The sequence below is a fragment of the Nocardioides daeguensis genome, from assembly GCF_019192965.1.
GTDB lineage: Bacteria > Actinomycetota > Actinomycetes > Propionibacteriales > Nocardioidaceae > Nocardioides > Nocardioides daeguensis.
This window is the reverse complement of sequence record NZ_JAHTKU010000012.1, coordinates 1-14,995: the sequence shown is the minus strand read 5'-3', so window position 1 is coordinate 14,995 and position 14,995 is coordinate 1. Positions and strand designations below refer to the sequence as shown.

The 14,995-nt window shown below is 72.4% G+C and carries 16 protein-coding genes; 2 read left to right on the top strand and 14 right to left on the bottom strand.

Annotation, left to right across the window (positions count from 1 at the left end):
* Positions 1 to 2 precede the first annotated feature (2 nt).
* The 3 genes from KU893_RS10945 to KU893_RS10935 are packed head-to-tail and all read right to left on the bottom strand — an operon-like array spanning position 3 to position 3,098.
* On the bottom strand, positions 3 to 836 hold the full coding sequence (locus KU893_RS10945; RefSeq protein WP_218234397.1) for a carbohydrate ABC transporter permease: 834 nt from the start codon (positions 834 to 836) through the stop codon (positions 3 to 5).
* 1 nt (position 837) lies between these two features.
* On the bottom strand, positions 838 to 1,755 hold the full coding sequence (locus tag KU893_RS10940; protein WP_257441588.1) for a carbohydrate ABC transporter permease: 918 nt from the start codon (positions 1,753 to 1,755) through the stop codon (positions 838 to 840).
* A 5-nt stretch (positions 1,756 to 1,760) separates the two neighbouring features.
* Complete coding sequence (locus KU893_RS10935) at positions 1,761 to 3,098, bottom strand: extracellular solute-binding protein (RefSeq protein WP_218234395.1); 1,338 nt, start codon at positions 3,096 to 3,098, stop codon at positions 1,761 to 1,763.
* Between the two features lie 163 nt (positions 3,099 to 3,261).
* On the opposite strand from KU893_RS10935, the gene KU893_RS10930 reads away from it, so the two are divergent.
* Positions 3,262 to 4,464 carry a DUF4032 domain-containing protein gene (locus KU893_RS10930; protein WP_218234394.1) on the top strand — a complete coding sequence of 401 codons (1,203 nt, stop codon included), beginning with the start codon at positions 3,262 to 3,264 and terminating at the stop codon, positions 4,462 to 4,464.
* A gap of 27 nt (positions 4,465 to 4,491) precedes the next feature.
* Here KU893_RS10930 and KU893_RS10925 read toward each other — a convergent pair whose 3' ends face one another.
* Positions 4,492 to 5,499, bottom strand: a complete 1,008-nt coding sequence (locus KU893_RS10925; protein ID WP_218234393.1) for an asparaginase — start codon at positions 5,497 to 5,499, stop codon at positions 4,492 to 4,494.
* A gap of 57 nt (positions 5,500 to 5,556) precedes the next feature.
* Between KU893_RS10925 and KU893_RS10920 the strand changes: the two genes are divergently transcribed.
* A complete protein-coding gene (locus KU893_RS10920) occupies positions 5,557 to 6,225 on the top strand; it encodes a YdeI/OmpD-associated family protein (protein WP_218234392.1) in 669 nt (222 codons plus the stop codon).
* A gap of 85 nt (positions 6,226 to 6,310) precedes the next feature.
* On the opposite strand, the gene KU893_RS10915 is transcribed toward KU893_RS10920, so the two are convergent.
* From KU893_RS10915 to KU893_RS10870, 10 genes are all read right to left on the bottom strand, one after another.
* Positions 6,311 to 7,255: an HNH endonuclease signature motif containing protein gene (locus KU893_RS10915; protein WP_218234391.1), complete on the bottom strand. Its 945-nt coding sequence runs from the start codon at positions 7,253 to 7,255 to the stop codon at positions 6,311 to 6,313.
* A 48-nt stretch (positions 7,256 to 7,303) separates the two neighbouring features.
* Positions 7,304 to 7,669 (bottom strand): hypothetical protein, encoded by a 366-nt coding sequence (locus KU893_RS10910; RefSeq protein WP_218234390.1) that lies wholly within the window; start codon positions 7,667 to 7,669, stop codon positions 7,304 to 7,306.
* Positions 7,670 to 8,123: 454 nt separating this feature from the next.
* Entirely contained in the window at positions 8,124 to 9,821 is a 1,698-nt protein-coding gene (gene thiC, locus KU893_RS10905) for a phosphomethylpyrimidine synthase ThiC (protein WP_218234389.1), read from the bottom strand.
* Entirely contained in the window at positions 9,818 to 10,504 is a 687-nt protein-coding gene (locus tag KU893_RS10900; RefSeq protein ID WP_218234388.1) for a bifunctional hydroxymethylpyrimidine kinase/phosphomethylpyrimidine kinase, read from the bottom strand. The genes thiC and KU893_RS10900 overlap by 4 nt, the downstream gene beginning before the upstream one ends.
* Positions 10,501 to 11,061, bottom strand: coding sequence for a thiamine phosphate synthase (locus tag KU893_RS23585; protein ID WP_218234387.1), 561 nt, complete (start codon positions 11,059 to 11,061; stop codon positions 10,501 to 10,503). Before KU893_RS23585 ends, KU893_RS10900 begins: the two co-directional genes overlap by 4 nt.
* The gene (locus KU893_RS10890; RefSeq protein ID WP_218234386.1) at positions 11,058 to 11,846 is read right to left on the bottom strand and encodes a thiazole synthase; all 789 of its coding nucleotides are present in this window, start codon (positions 11,844 to 11,846) and stop codon (positions 11,058 to 11,060) included. The genes KU893_RS23585 and KU893_RS10890 overlap by 4 nt, the downstream gene beginning before the upstream one ends.
* Positions 11,843 to 12,046 (bottom strand): sulfur carrier protein ThiS, encoded by a 204-nt coding sequence (gene thiS / locus KU893_RS10885; RefSeq protein WP_218234385.1) that lies wholly within the window; start codon positions 12,044 to 12,046, stop codon positions 11,843 to 11,845. Before thiS ends, KU893_RS10890 begins: the two co-directional genes overlap by 4 nt.
* Positions 12,043 to 13,068 (bottom strand): FAD-dependent oxidoreductase, encoded by a 1,026-nt coding sequence (locus tag KU893_RS10880; protein WP_218234384.1) that lies wholly within the window; start codon positions 13,066 to 13,068, stop codon positions 12,043 to 12,045. Before KU893_RS10880 ends, thiS begins: the two co-directional genes overlap by 4 nt.
* 1 nt (position 13,069) lies before the next feature.
* Entirely contained in the window at positions 13,070 to 13,660 is a 591-nt protein-coding gene (thiE, locus tag KU893_RS10875) for a thiamine phosphate synthase (protein ID WP_218234383.1), read from the bottom strand.
* Between the two features lie 66 nt (positions 13,661 to 13,726).
* Positions 13,727 to 14,836, bottom strand: coding sequence for an NAD(P)-binding domain-containing protein (locus KU893_RS10870; RefSeq protein WP_218234382.1), 1,110 nt, complete (start codon positions 14,834 to 14,836; stop codon positions 13,727 to 13,729).
* Between the last annotated feature and the right edge of the window lie 159 nt (positions 14,837 to 14,995).

Here is a 14,995-nt window from a genome sequence, read left to right as displayed (position 1 = left end):
GTTCACCCCTTCACGGCGCCGGAGGTCAGGCCGGCGACGATCTTGCGCTGGAAGATCAGGACGATGACGACGATCGGGATGGTCGCGATGACCGCACCCGCGGCGAGCAGCGAGGCCGGCCGGTTGAACGGGTCGGAACCGACGAAGAACGACAGGGACGCCGGGATCGGCCGGGCGTTCTCGGTCGAGGTGAGCGAGATGCCGAACACGAAGTCGTTCCAGGCGAAGAAGAAGGTGAGGATCGCCGCGGTGAAGACGCCGGGCGCGGCCAGCGGCACGATCACCTTGCGGAACGCCTGCCACGACGTGGCGCCGTCGACCTGAGCGGCCTGCTCCATCTCCCACGGGATCTCGCGGAAGAACGCCGACAGGGTCCAGATCGCCAGCGGCAGGGTGAAGGACATGTACGGGATGATCAGGCCCGGCCAGGTGTCGTAGAGGCCCACCGCGCGCCACATGTCGAACAGCGGGCCGACCAGCGAGACGACCGGGAACATGGCGATCGCCAGCGCGATGGTGAGCACCGCCTTCTTGCCGCGGAACTCGAGCCGCGCGATGGCGTACGCCGCGAGCGTCGCGACGATCACCGACAGCATGGTCGCGATCAGGCTGATCCCGATCGAGTTGAGAATGGCGCGCCGGAACTGGTCGTTCTCCCACACGGCCCGGTAGTTGTCCCAGCCCGCTCCCGCGCCGTCGGCGGGGAAGAAGCCCGGGCTGCCATTGGTGATCGCGGCCTCGGACTTGAAGGACAGCGAGATCACCCAGGCCACGGGCAGCAGGCACCAGAGCATGATCAGGATGCAGCCGACGACGATGCCGATCCGGTTCCTCATCTCATGCCTCCTGCCGGGCCTGCGCCAGGTCGACGCGGAAGAGCTTGACGATCGCGAACGCCACCACCAGCACCGAGAGGAAGAGCAGCACCGACAGGGCCGATCCCATCCCGAGCTGGAACTGCTCGATCGTCTGGCGGTAGGTGAGGAAGCTGATCGACTCCGTCTTCTGCGCGCCCGCGGTCATCACGAAGATGTTGTCGAAGATCCGGTAGGCATCGAGTGCACGGAACAGGACGGCGACCATGATCGCTGCCCGCATGTTCGGCAGGATCACCTTGGTCAGCCGTTGGGTCCAGGTGGCGCCGTCGACCTTGGCCGCCTCGATCATGTCCTCGCTGACCTGGGCGAGCCCCGCCAGCAGGAGGAGCGACATGAACGGCGTCGTCTTCCAGATCTCGGAGACCATGATCGCGGCCACGGCCGACCCGGTCTGGCCGAACCAGTTGAAGTCGTCGGCGACGAACGGGAGCCAGCCGTTGACGAAGCCGTTCTGGAACGAGAAGGCGAACTGCCACGCGAAGCCCGAGACGACGGTGATGATGCCGTAGGGGATCAGGATCGAGGTCCGGATCACCCCGCGAGCGAAGACCACGCGGTGCATCACCAGGGCGAACGCGAAGCCGATGACCAGCTCGATCGCCACCGTCACCACCATGTAGAGCACCGTGATGCCGGTCGTCTGCCAGAACAGCGGATCGGTCAGCGCGGTGAGGTAGTTGCGCACCCCCACGAAGTCGCGCTCGTCGGGCGCGGTCAGCGCGTAGTCGAAGGTCGACAGGTAGAGGGCGCGCAGCATCGGGAACGCCGTCACCAGCAGCATCAGCACGATGGCCGGCGCCACCAGCTTCTGGCCGAGGCGGGTCTCCGCCCTCGAGCGATCGCTGACGACAGCCTTGGGCTTCACGGGTGCGGTCACGGTGCTCACAGCAGCGACTTCCCTTCCAGCACGTCCTCGAGGTACGTCGCCGAGTCCTTCGGCGTACTGCCAGGATCGACGGACGTGGGCGAGTGCCACTTGGCCTGGAGGGCGCCGGAGATCATCGCGTAGAACGCGCTCTTGGGCCGCGGACCACCCTCGTCGACGCTGGTGCGGAACAGCTCGATCAGGTCCGCGGGGTAGTCGCCGCTGGCGACGACCTTGTCGTAGGCCGCGTTCGTCGACGGCATCAGGCCGTTGTCGAGCGCCAGGTCGACCTGGGCCTGCTCGGAGGTGATGCAGCGCGCCGCCTCCATCGCGAAGTCGGGGTGGTCGCTGTAGGCGCCGACCCCGATGTCGATCCCGCCGATCGGCGGCTTCGAGGTCTCGCCCGCCACGGTCGCGGGGTACCGCGCCCAGCCGAGATCGGCGAACTGCTGCTCGGTGATGTCTCCCCCGACCAGACCCTCGTAGTTCTTGTAGACGAACGTCCAGTTGACCATGAACTCGCCGGCACCGTCGGCCGGGAACATCTGCCCGAGGCTGGTGCCCTCGTTGGACACGGTGAGGTCCGGCTGGGCCGCCTTCGAGTCGGCCAGCTCCTTGATCACCTCAGCAGCCTTGCGACCGGCTTCGGAGTCGATGTCGACCTTGGCGTCGCGTCCGGCCTCGGTGTCGGAGACGATGTCGCCGCCGGCGCCTTGGACGAGCGCGTTGATCCACACGACGTACGCCTCGTACTTGTTGGCCTGGACGCCCACCGTGCCGCCGTTGTCGGCCGCCGCCTGGATCACCTGGTCCCAGGTGACCGGCTTCGTCATGTCGAGACCAGCGGCCTGCGCCAGCGACTTGCGGTACCAGAGCACCTGGGTGTTGGCCCACAGCGGGATCGCGTAGACCTTGTCGTCCCAGGTCACCGTCTCCGCGGCGCCCTTGAGATAGTCGCCATCGCCCTGGACGCTGCCGGTGATCGTGTCGGCGAGATCGCCCTCGACCTGCTGCAGCCAGCCGGCGTTGGCGAACTCCGCGACGAAGACGGGGTCGAGGTTCATCAGGTCGGTGGAGGAGTCCTCGGCCGCCAGCCGGCGCGCGAGCTGGGTGCGCTGGTCGGTGGCTCCGTTCGGGAGCAGCTGGACCTCGATGTCGTAGTCGCCGGTGCTGCACTGCTTCGCGTACTTCTCGAAGGTGTCGACGCCGTCCGGGTTCACGTACCAGTTGAGGACCGGCTTCCCGGACTCACCGCACGCCGACAGGCTGCCGGCGGCGAGGGCCGCGAGGGCCGCGAGAACCGCGCGCCGTCGCCGCCGGACCCTGCGTCCGGCCAGGCCGTTGGTCGATCTCATCGCCCTGATCACCCCTCCCGAGAGTGTGGCGCGCGTCACTCAGTCCTACCCTGATGACGCGGACTTTGTCCACGGCGAGGTGTGCCCCGATACCCGCCCCGCACCGAACCAGTGCCCGCGAAGGGCGAGTTCAGACGCCCCGGGGGTGGCGTAGGTTTTCGCCATGGCGCTGCACGTCGTCGCCGCCCGCACCGACCCGGCGCTGTTCCGCCTGCCGTGGTCGCGGCCGCTGGCGGAGTGGGAGGACTGGTACGTCGTGCCGCTGCCACTGGGCCTGTCCCGGCACGTCGTGCGCGTGGTCCAGGTGAACCGGCAGTTCCTCGCGGTGAAGGAGACCGAGGAGACGATCGCGCTGCGGGAGTACGACCTGCTGCGCGACCTGCAGCGGCTCGACCAGCCGGCCGTCGTACCCCGGGGCGTGGTGACGGGACGCACCGGCGCGGGCGGCGCGCCGTTGCCCGCGGCGCTGCTCACCGAGCACCTCCACTACTCGCTCCCCTACCGCACGGTCTTCCAGCACGGGCTGCGCGCCGAGCAGGTCCCGGCGCTCGTCGACGCCCTCGTCGTGCTGCTCGTGCGGCTGCACCTGGCGGGCTTCTTCTGGGGCGACGTGTCGCTCTCCAACGCCCTCTTCCGGCGCAGCGCCGGGGGATTCGCGGCCTTCCTCGTCGACGCCGAGACCGGCGAGCTGCGCCCGAGCGTGTCCGACGCGATGCGCGAGCAGGACGTCACGGTCGGGGTCGAGAACATCTTCGCCGAGCTGATGGACCTGCAGGCCAGCGGCGACACCGACATCGAGGTCGACGGGTTCGCGATCGTTGCTCAGCTGGCCGATCGCTACCACGCACTGTGGGAGGAGCTGACCGCCGCCGAGGAGTTCGGAGTCGACGAGTGGTACCGCGTCGAGCAGCGGATCGCCCGCCTCAACGACCTCGGCTTCGACGTCGACGAGCTCGACGTACGCACCGAGTCCGACCGGGTCCGGATCCAGCCCAAGGTCGTCGAGGCTGGGCACCATCGGCGCGAGCTGCGCGAGCTGACCGGGCTGGTCGCCGAGGACAGCCAGGCCCGCAAGCTGCTCAACGACCTCGCGGCGTTCACCGTCCACGGCGGCTACGGGGACCAGGACCGCGAGGCCGTCGCCCGGCGGTGGCTCGCGACCGTCTACACGCCGATCGTCGACCTGCTGCCGGCCGAGCTGCGGCGCGCCATCTCCGCGCCGGAGTACTTCCACGAGGTGATGGAGCACCGCTGGGCGCTGTCGGACGAGGCCGGGCACGAGGTCGATATCCACGACGCAGCGCGGGACTACGTCGCGCACGTGCTCCCCCACCGGCCGCCGGACACGCCGGCAGGGTTGGGCTGATGCCTTGGTCCTCCCGCGGTCGGTGGGTCAGGGCCGGCCGCGGACCTCGAACTCGCGTACGACGTCCGCGCGGGTGACCGGGCCGCGCAGCGCCATCGCCCAGAGCAGCAGCCGGGCCTTGACGGGCAGGAGCCAGCCGGCGCCGACCGCGCCGCGGGCGAGCAGGTCGATCTCGGAGCCCGGGTAGCCGTACATCGCCCGTCCCGTCGGGCCGGAGCCGGTGCGGGAGGCGAAGACGACCGGGACCTGACCGGCCAGCCGGCCCACCGCCTCCGCCATCCGGGCCGACACGTGGCCCGCGCCGAAGCCGGCGATGACGACGCCGTCGACGTCCTCGGCCCGGATCGCCTCGAGCACGTAGCCGTCGTCTCCGAGGTAGGTCGCCACCAACGGCACCCGCGGGTCCCCGGCCTCCTGGCCCGCGGACAGGCTCAGCGCCGGCACCCGGTCTGCCGGCACGCCGTACACGACCTCGCCCTCGACACAGCGCCCGATCGGGCCGAACCCGGCCGAGCGGAAGGCACTGGTCGACATCGAGTCGGTCTTCGCGACCCAGCGCGCCTGGTGCAGCTCGTCGTCGAAGGCGACCAGCACGCCCCGCCCCCGCGAGTCGGGCTCGAGGACGCACCGGACAGCGGTCAACAGGTTGGCCGGGCCATCGGCGCCGGCGGCCTGCGGCGAACGCATGGCGCCGGTGACGACGAGCGGCTCCGGACGGTCCCAGAACAGGTCGAGCAGGTAGGACGACTCCTCGAGCGTGTCGGTTCCCTGGGTGATGACGACACCCTGCGCGCCGGCGTCGACCGCGGCCTGCGCCCAGGCGAGGGTGCGCACGATCGTCGGCTCGTCCAGCGACGGGCTCGGCAGCTGGGCGAGGGTCTCCGCACGGACGGACGCGAGCTCCCCCAGCCCTGGTACGGCGGCCGCGAGCCGTTCCGCCGACAGGGTCGGCACGATCTCGCTGCCGTCGGTCGCGCTGGACGTCGAGGCGATGGTGCCGCCGAGGGCGCCGATCGCGACGGTGGGCAGACTCATGGGCCCCATCATCCCTGGCGGGGCCCTGCTGTCGGTCGCCGGTGGTTGACTCTGCCCATGCCGAAGGACACGACCCCGGGCCGGCAGGGCGGAAGCGCGGAACGCCCGGCCCGCTTCTTCGCCGACACCGGCGAGTTCGACGCGTGGCTCGCCGCCCACCACGCCACCGAGACCGAGCTGTGGATGGGCCTCTACAAGAAGCACGTCTCCGAGCGCGGGCTCACCTGGGACCAGGCCGTGCCCGTCGCCCTGTGCTGGGGCTGGATCGACTCGGTCGTCCAGCGCATCGACGAGGACACCACCCGCCAGCGCTGGACGCCGCGCAAGAGGACGAGCAACTGGAGCAGGGTCAACCTCGAGCTCGTCGAGCAGCTGCGTACGGAGGGCCGGATGCAGCCCGCCGGACTGGCGATCTGGGAGCAGCGCAAGCTCGAGCCGGCGCCGTACACCCACGAGGCCGACGGCGAGCTCGTCCTGCCCGCGGCGTACGCCGCCCAGCTGGCCGCCTCCCCGGAGGCCACCGCGTTCCTGGAGGCCGCCACCAAGACCTACCGCCGGATCTGCGTCAACTGGGTGGTGAGTGCCAAGCAGGAGGCCACCCGCGACCGGCGGATGGCCCAGCTGGTCGAGGACTCCGCTGCCGGACGCCTCATCCCGAGCCAGCGCTACGGCGAGATCCCGAAGTGGATCGAGCGCGCCGCCGCCGCTGCCGCCGCTGCCCGCTGACCTCCGCGGTCGGGCGGGTACGGGAGCGGCCGGGCGCGGCGATGCCCCGCAGCCTGTTGGTTCTGCGGGGTGCGGAGCGGGGTGACTACTCGTCGGGCGGGTGGACCGCATGGGTGCCGCGGTGGTCGACGCGGAACCGGAACCCGTTCGGGCTGGTCCACACGTACGACCCGGGCATCACGATGTCGTAGCGCCAGGCCGAGTGGGTCTTGGCGCGGTGATGGCGCCGACAGAGCGGCACTTCGTTGCACGGACACGTCGGGCCACCTTGGGCATGCGGCTGGTGGTGGTCGAGGTCGCAGCGTTGCGCGGGTCGGGTGCAGTGCGGGAACCGGCAGCTGTGGTCGCGCAGGATCACGCGGGTCCTGTGCCGGTCGGGGATCTCGTAGGAGTCGACGGGGACGTGGTCGGCCAGGTCGATGACCGGTCGCACGATGATCGTGGTGTCCTTCGCGCGCAGCCACTCGCGGATCTGGGCGGTGCTGACCGGGCAGCGACCTTCCTCCCACCGGCCCACGGGGTTCACGAACGGGTTCTCGTCGTCTGCCATGAGGCTGGTGTCGGTGAGGTGGACGTTCAGGATCACCTTGCGCCCCGGCACCGTGCTCCCGGTGGTTGAGCTGTCTCCGGTGGTTGAGGTGCGAGCGCCAGCGAGCCTCGAAACCTCCGGGCCCTCCGGGCTCCCCGGGTCCGGGATGAGCAGGTCCAGGGCGAGGTCCTGACGCGCGAGCTCGGCAGCGGCCTTGGACCGCCGTACGTCGAGGGACGAGTCGTCGCCCAGCTTCCCGAGGACCTCGGCACGACGAGACACCGCGAGGTTGAGGTCGTGCCCGTCCGCGGCATCCAGCAGCCCGTCGAGGTGCACCAGGCCGTGCTCGTCGACCTCACCGATGTCGAAGTGCCGCTGGTCGGCCGCGTTCTTGCGGTCGGTCTCGGCCTGCTCCGGGTCGAAGCGAAGGACGGCTTCGGCCACGAGGCGTTCGAGCTGGGCCCACCCGACGCCGGAGGCGTTGAACAGCTGCCGGTCCACGAACGCAGCTGCTTCGGCGGACAGGGGGTGGGTGAGGTCGGCGATGCGTTAGGCCCGCCACGGCGCCAACCGCCCGGCGGTCACCGCGGCGTAGACGTTGGGCAGGCGCCAGCCGCATTCGACGACCCGTCCGATGTAGGCCTTCCCGCCGTCGGGGGTGCGGCCGAGGACCGCGACGAGCCCCATGACCGCGAACTCGGAGATCAGGGGTGCGCCGGGACCGGCGATGGGGACGCCGGTGTCGAGGTAGCCCTCGGTGATCGTCGCGGCGCCTTCGGGCCCGGTGACGATGTGGTCACCGGCCCATTCCACGATCCCGGCCCATTCCTCGACGAGGAGCTGGTTGCGGGCCTGGATCCCGCCGCGCAGCCGCGACAGCAGTGCTGTCGAGCGGTGCTGGGTTCCGAGATCCATGACTGGATGCTCCCACCCACCCCCGACACAACCGGACGCCGCAAACCCGCCTGTGGACTGGGGAAACTCAATCACGGGGGTGTGGAGAACCGACGTCACGATCGGTGAGCACAGGGACTCGTGCTCCGGTGGTTGAGGTGCGACGAGCGCCAGCGAGGAGCCTGCCCCGGTGGTTGAGGTGCGACGAGCGCCAGCGAGGAGCCTCGAAACCACCGGGCCTCCGGACGTGAACTGTGCCCGAGCGGGTTCCGGCAGCACGGCCGGAGGTTTCGAGGCTCGCTGGCGCTCGCACCTCAACCACCGGCGGCTGCTCGCTGGCGCTCGCACCTCAACCACCGGTGAGGTTCGCTCCGGTGGTTGAGGTGCGACGAGCGCCAGCGAGGAGCCTCGAAACCACCGGGCCTCCGGACGTGAACTGTGCCCGGGCCGCTTTCCGGCAGCGCGGCCACCCGGCTCACGGCTCGACGTACACCGATGCCCCGAGCTCGAGGAACTCCGCGGACTTCTCCTTCATCCCGAGCGCCGCGTCCTCGGTCGAGAGGTCGGAGCCGAACCGTTCGCGGACGTCCTGGCTGATCCGCATCGAGCAGAACTTCGGGCCGCACATCGAGCAGAAGTGCGCGGTCTTGGCGTTCTCGGCCGGCAACGTCTCGTCGTGGAAGGACTCGGCGGTGACGGGGTCCAGCGAGAGCGCGAACTGGTCGCGCCAACGGAACTCGAAGCGCGCCTTCGACAGCGCGTCGTCCCAGTCGCGGGCGCCGGGGTGACCCTTGGCGACATCGGCGGCGTGGGCGGCGAGCTTGTAGGTGATGACGCCGGTCTTCACGTCGTCGCGGTTCGGGAGGCCGAGGTGCTCCTTCGGCGTGACGTAGCAGAGCATCGCGGTGCCGTGCATCGCGATGGTGGCCGCGCCGATGGCCGAGGTGATGTGGTCGTATCCGGGCGCGATGTCGGTCGCCAGCGGGCCGAGCGTGTAGAACGGCGCGCCGTGGCACCACTCCTGCTGCAGCCGGACGTTCTCCTCGACCAGGTTCAGCGGGACGTGGCCCGGTCCCTCCACCATCACCTGCACGTCGTGCTCCCAGGCCCGTGACGTCAGCTCGGCGAGCGTGCGCAGCTCGGAGAGCTGGGCCTCGTCGTTGGCGTCGGCGGTCGCGCCGGGGCGCAGGCCGTCGCCGAGCGAGAACGCGACGTCGTAGCGCGCGAAGATCTCGCACAGCTCGTCGAAGTGGGTGTAGAGGAAGTTCTCCTCGTGGTGGGCCAGGCACCAGCCGGCCATGATCGACCCGCCGCGGCTGACGATCCCGGTGACCCGGCCGGCCGTGAGCGGGACGTAGCGCAACAGCACCCCGGCGTGGATCGTCATGTAGTCGACGCCCTGCTCGCACTGCTCGATGACGGTGTCGCGGAACACCTCCCAGGTGAGCTTGTCCGCCTCGCCGTTGACCTTCTCCAGGGCCTGGTAGATGGGGACGGTGCCGATCGGGACCGGCGAGTTGCGGATGATCCACTCGCGCGTCGTGTGGATGTCCTCGCCGGTCGAGAGGTCCATCACCGTGTCGGCGCCCCAGGTGATCGCGTGGGTGAGCTTGTCGACCTCCTCCGCGATCGACGAGGTGACCGCGGAGTTGCCGATGTTGGCGTTGACCTTCACCAGGAACCGGCGGCCGATGATCATCGGCTCCGACTCGGAGTGGTTGACGTTGACCGGGATGATGGCGCGGCCGGCAGCCACCTCGCTGCGCACCAGCTCCACGTCGCAGCCCTCGCGGACGGCGACGTAGCGCATCTCCTCGGTCACGATCCCCGCACGCGCATAGGCCATCTGCGTCACGGGGGCGGTGCCCGACGCCCGCAGCGGAGCACGGCGCGCGCCTCGCCACTCCCCCTGGGCCGCACCGCGGCGGACGGCCGAGCGGCCGTTGTCCAGCAGCTGGGTCTCCCGGCCGTCGTACGACGTCACGTCGCCGCGGCCCTCGATCCAGGCGGCCCGCAGCGGCGGGAGGCCGACCTCGGGGTCGGAGCCGGGGCCCTCGGTGCAGTAGCGGTCGAAGGTCTCGCCGTTGGTCAGCGCGACCCGGGTGAACGGAACGGCGAGATCGCCGGCCTCGTCCGGCCTGAGGACGCGGGTGTGGGCGGGGTGGACGGTCATGCGGGCGCTCCTTGGGTGGGGATGGCGTGGACGTGTGCGACCGGTCCCCGGCCACGGCCGAGGGTCCAGTCCTTGCCGAGACGCAGCTGTCCGGCGACGAAGGCGTCGGCACGGGCGGCGGCGGTGGGGAGGTCGAGACCGTGGGCGAGGTACGCCGCCAGGGCGCTGCTGTGCGTGCAGCCGGTGCCGTGGTCGTTGGTGGTGGGGATGTCGCCACCGCGGGTGACGAGCAGGTTCGTCGAGACCGGCCGGCCGAGCGCGACGAGCTCGTCCTCGTTGGGGGTGGCGACCGTGGCGACGGGCAGCAGCGCGTCGCGATAGGCCTGCCGCACGGCGTCGCTGGCGAGGACCGCGCCGGACGTCGCGACCAGCACGGGATCGACGACGAGGATCCGGTCGGCGCACCGCTCGGCGACCAGCCGGACCACCTCCGGCGTGGCCAGCATCCCGGTCTTGACGGCCACCGGGTCGAGGTCGTCGAGGACGGCGTCGAGCTGGGCGGCGACCACCTCGTGCGGAACCGGGTGGATGGCGTGCACCCCGCCGGTGTCCTGGGCGGTGACGGCGGTGACGACGCACGCGCCGTGCACGCCGAGCGCGGCGAAGGTCGCGAGGTCCGCAGCGATGCCGGCCCCGCCGCCGGAGTCGGTGGCGGCGATGGTGACGACCACGGGCGGGGTCATCCGGCTGCCGCCAGGAGCGCAGCGACGACCGCCGCCGGGTCCGCCGCGCGCATCACGGCACCCATCACCGCGACGCCCCAGGCGCCCGCGGACCGGGCGGCCGCGGCGTTCTCAGGCGTGATCCCACCGAGCGCGAACACCGGCAGCGGCGGCTGTGCGAACGCGGACACCGGAAGCGGAGGACCGTAGCCGGGCTTGCTCGCCGTCACCGTGTACGGCGACAGCGTGGCCCACCACGCCCCGTCGGCCGCGGCGCGGGCTAGGTCCGCCCGGTCGTGGCAGGAGCGTCCCCACCGCATGGCGACGTCGGGGAGCGCCGTGCCGGCGGGCAGGTGCACGCCGCTGCAGCCGGGAACCGGGCGGTGCGCGGCGACCACCTCCAGCCCGCGGCTGCGGGCATGGTCGGCGATCTCGGCGCGCTCGTCGTCGGGCAGGTCCACCTCGCGCAGCAGCACGGTGGTCAGTCCGCCGTCGGCCGCCGCGTCGAGCACATCGCGCAGCGACCGGCCGTCCGGGACCTGGGTGCGGTCGGTCAGCACCACGACCCGGCGGCTCACGTGGTGGTTCCCGAGACCAGCCCCAGCAGCGGGCTGGACGCGCGGGCCTCCGTCCGACGCGGCACCCGGCCGGCGCCGTACGCCAGGCGACCGGACTCGACCGCCAGCCGCAGTGCGGCGGCCATCGCGACCGGGTCGTCGGCGCGGGTCACCGCGGTGGCGGCGAGCACCGCGTCGCAGCCGAGCTCCATCGCCAGGGCGGCGTCGCTCGCCGTACCCACCCCGGCGTCGAGGACCACGGGCACCTCGACGGCGGCGCGCACCGCCGCGATCGCGTGCGGGTTGAGGACGCCGAGGCCGGAGCCGATCGGCGACCCGAGCGGCATCACGGCCGCGCAGCCGGCGTCGACCAGCCGTCGGGCGAGGACGGGGTCGTCCGTCGTGTAGGGCAGCACCACGAACCCGCGGCGGACCAGCTGCTCCGCCGCGTCCAGGAGCTCGACGGCGTCGGGCAGCAGCGAACGCTCGTCGCCGACCACCTCGAGCTTCACCCAGTCGGTGCCGAGGGCCTCGCGGGCCAGCTCGGCGGTGAGCACCGCCTCGCGGGCGGACAGGCATCCGGCGGTGTTGGGCAGCAGCCGGGCGCCGGCCGCGCGCAGGGCGGCGAGCAGACCGCCCTGCGCGAGCGTGGAGGTCCGGCGGATCGAGACCGTCACCAGGCCGGGCCGCGCGGCGTCGAGGACCGGCGTGACCAGCGAGGTCCGAGGCAGGCCGCCGGTGCCGAGGAAGAGCCGGGACGACAGGGTCTCCCCCGCGATCACCAGGTCGGGCGCTAGGGAGCTCATCCGCCCTGCACCGCCGTCACGACCTCGACGACGTCGCCGTCCGTCAGCCGCCAGGAGGCCCACTCGCCCCGCGGCACGACCTCCTCGTTGACCGCCACCGCGACCCCGTGGGGACGGGCGTCGCCGAGCCGGCGCTCCAGCAGCTCCGCGACCGTCACCGCCTCGGCGGCGTACGTCTCTCCGTTGCAGGTGATCGTCATCGCGCTGCTCCTTCCGGTACGGCGCCGGCGAACCGGCGCGGATCGACGGCGGCCTCGACGGCGCCGGTGGCGAGGTGGTCCGCGACGAGCTGGGCGGTGAGCGGCGCCAGCAGCACGCCGTGCCGGTAGTGGCCGGCGGCGAGGACGACGCCGGCGACGCCGCTCGGCCCGACGAGCGGCAGCCCGTCGACGGTGGCCGGGCGGTCGCGGGCGGTGGCCTCGACCAGCTCGGCCCGGTCGAGCGCGGGCCACAGCGTCCGCGCGGCCGCGAGCAGTCGCAGTGCGCCGCCGGCGGTCACCACGGGGGGCGCCGCGTGCGCCTCCGAGGTGGCGCCGAGCACCACGCGGTCGTCGCCGCGCGGCACCAGGTAGACGGCCTCGCCGCCCACCCAGCCGCGGACGGTGCGTCGGGGCGGGTCGTCGGAGCGCAGTCGCAGGATCTCCCCGCGGACACCGGACACCAGTCCCGTCCAGGGCTCCGGCAACGAGGAACCGGTCGCGACGACCCGCACCTCCGCGTCGGGTCGCGGGGTCTCCCGCAGCACCACGCGCTGCAGCAGCGCGCGGCAGACCGCCCGCGGGTCGACGCTCGCCTCCGCGGGCAGCAGCGCACCTCCCGCGGCCCGGGCCAGGCTGGGCTCGGCGGACCGCACCCCCGCACGGCCGAGCAGCTCGGCGGCGTGTCCGTGCCGGTGCAGCAGCGCGACCTGCCGCTCGACCTGCTGGAGGTCGCCGGCGTCGTGGCCGACGAGGAGGGTGCCGGTCGCGCGCAGGGCCACCCCGAGCCGCGCCGCCAGCTCCGGCCACCGCGCCAACGAGGCCAGCCCGAGCCGCAGGACCTCCTCCTCGCCGTGCCACACCTCCGCAGCCGGGCTCAACATCCCGGCCGCGGCGTACGACGCCCCGCCGGCGGGCCGCGGATCGACGACGACCACGTCGTGACCGCGCCGGCCCAGCTCCTCGGCGACCGTCAACCCGACGATGCCGGCGCCGAGCACGTCGACGCGCGTCCCGCCCGCCATCTCACGCCACCGCCGCGACGAGCTCCTTCGCTGCGACCAGGGGATCGGGATGTCGCCAGATCGCGCCGATCACGGCCACGCCGTGGGCGCCAGCCATGCGCACGTCGCCGGCGGTCTCGGCGCAGATGCCGCCGATGGCGACCAGGGGCAGCACCCCGGCCGCCTCGGTCACCGCCGCCACGCCCACCGGTGCCGGCAGTCCGGCCTTCGAGCCCGAGGCGAAGACCGGGCCGAAGCCGGCGTAGTCCGCTCCGTGCGACGCCGCCGCGAGGACCTCGGCCCGCGACCGGCAGGTGGCCCCGACCAGCAGGCCCGCGGCCAGGCGACGTGCGTCAGCGACGGCGAGGTCGTCCGCGCCCAGGTGCACGCCGTCGGCGCCGGCCGCCAGGGCGACGTCGAGCCGGTCGTTGACCACGACCAGCGCGCCGGCCGGACGGACGGCGGCGACGACCCTGCGGGCCAACGCGACCAGCGCGCCGGTGGCCAGGGACTTGGCCCGGACCTGGAAGCCGTCGACGCCGGCATCGGCCAGCGCAGGCAGCAGGGAGAGGTCGTCGCGTTCGGAGACCAGGCAGAAAAGTCGAGGGGTCATCGCTTCCGTTCCTTCGCCGGCATGATCCGGATCAGGTGTGACGGTCGGAGCGGCTCCAGCTCCCTCTCAGCCCGCTGCCGCGGACTCCCGTGGGTTGTCGGCGGCGACGTTAGCACCCTCGTGCCCGGCGAGGTAGCGCCGGACCGCAACCGCGGCCGCGCGCCCCGCGCGGTTGCCGCCGATCGTGCTCGCCGACGGGCCGTAGCCGACCAGCTGCACCCGCGGGTCGCGGACGGCGGTCGTCGCGGTCTGCACGTCCGCGCCGCTCTGGAGCAGCGCGATCCCCCCGTGCTCGCTGCGCAGGTGCAGCGGTGCGAGGTGCCCGACGGCGGGCCGGAAGCCGGTCGCCCACAAGATCACGTCGGCGCGCTCGAAGGAGCCGTCGGCCCAGCGCACCCCGTCCGGCTCGATCCGCGCGAACATGTCGCGGCGCCGCTCGTAGACGCCGAGCCGGGCCGCCTCCCGCTCCTGCGGGCGCAGCGCCAGACCGGTGACACTGACCACGCTCGCGGGCGGCAGGCCCTGACGGACCCGCTCCTGGACCAGCCCGATCGCGTGCCGGCCGACGTTCTCGTCGAAGTCGTCGCGCCAGACCGGGGGCCGCCGGGTCACCCACACGACATCGGTGCGCGGCGCGAGCTCGCCGAGGAACTGCACGGCCGAGGCGCCGCCGCCGACCACGACGACCCGCTTCCCGGTGAAGTGCTCCGGCCCCGGGTAGTCGGCGGTGTGCAGCTGCTCGCCGAGGAAGGTCTCCGCGCCGGGGTAGTACGGCACGAAGGGCTGGGTCCAGGTGCCGGTGGCGTTGACCAGGGTCCGCGCGGTCCAGGTCCGCTGCCCCGCGTGGACGACGAGCAGCGCGCCGTCCTCGGTGACCCGGTCGACCCGCACCGGCCGGATGACGGGCAGCCGGTGGTCGGCCTCGTAGCGGCCGAACCAACCCGGCACCACGACGTTGGCGCGTTCGCGGGAGTCGCCGGGAGCCGGAGCGTCCGGCAGGTCGGCGACCCCGTGGACGTCGTGCATCGACAACGAGTCCCACCGGTGCTGCCAGGCGCCGCCGGGGCCGGCGTTGGCGTCGAGCACCACGTGGTCGACACCGAGCCGGGTCAGGTGGAAGGACGCCGACAGGCCGGCCTGGCCGGCCCCGATCACCACCGCGTCGTACACGTGCACGGGGAGCAGAACAGCGGTTTCGCACCGCCTATGAGCTTGTCAAGATTCCTGTGTAAGCGATCGGTCCCTCGTGGTTGGTTTCTTGCTTACAGGTAGGGGTTGATGCGGTCGGGATAGGCGATCGCGAGCTGGCCCAGGGCCTGCTTCCAGTTCGTCACG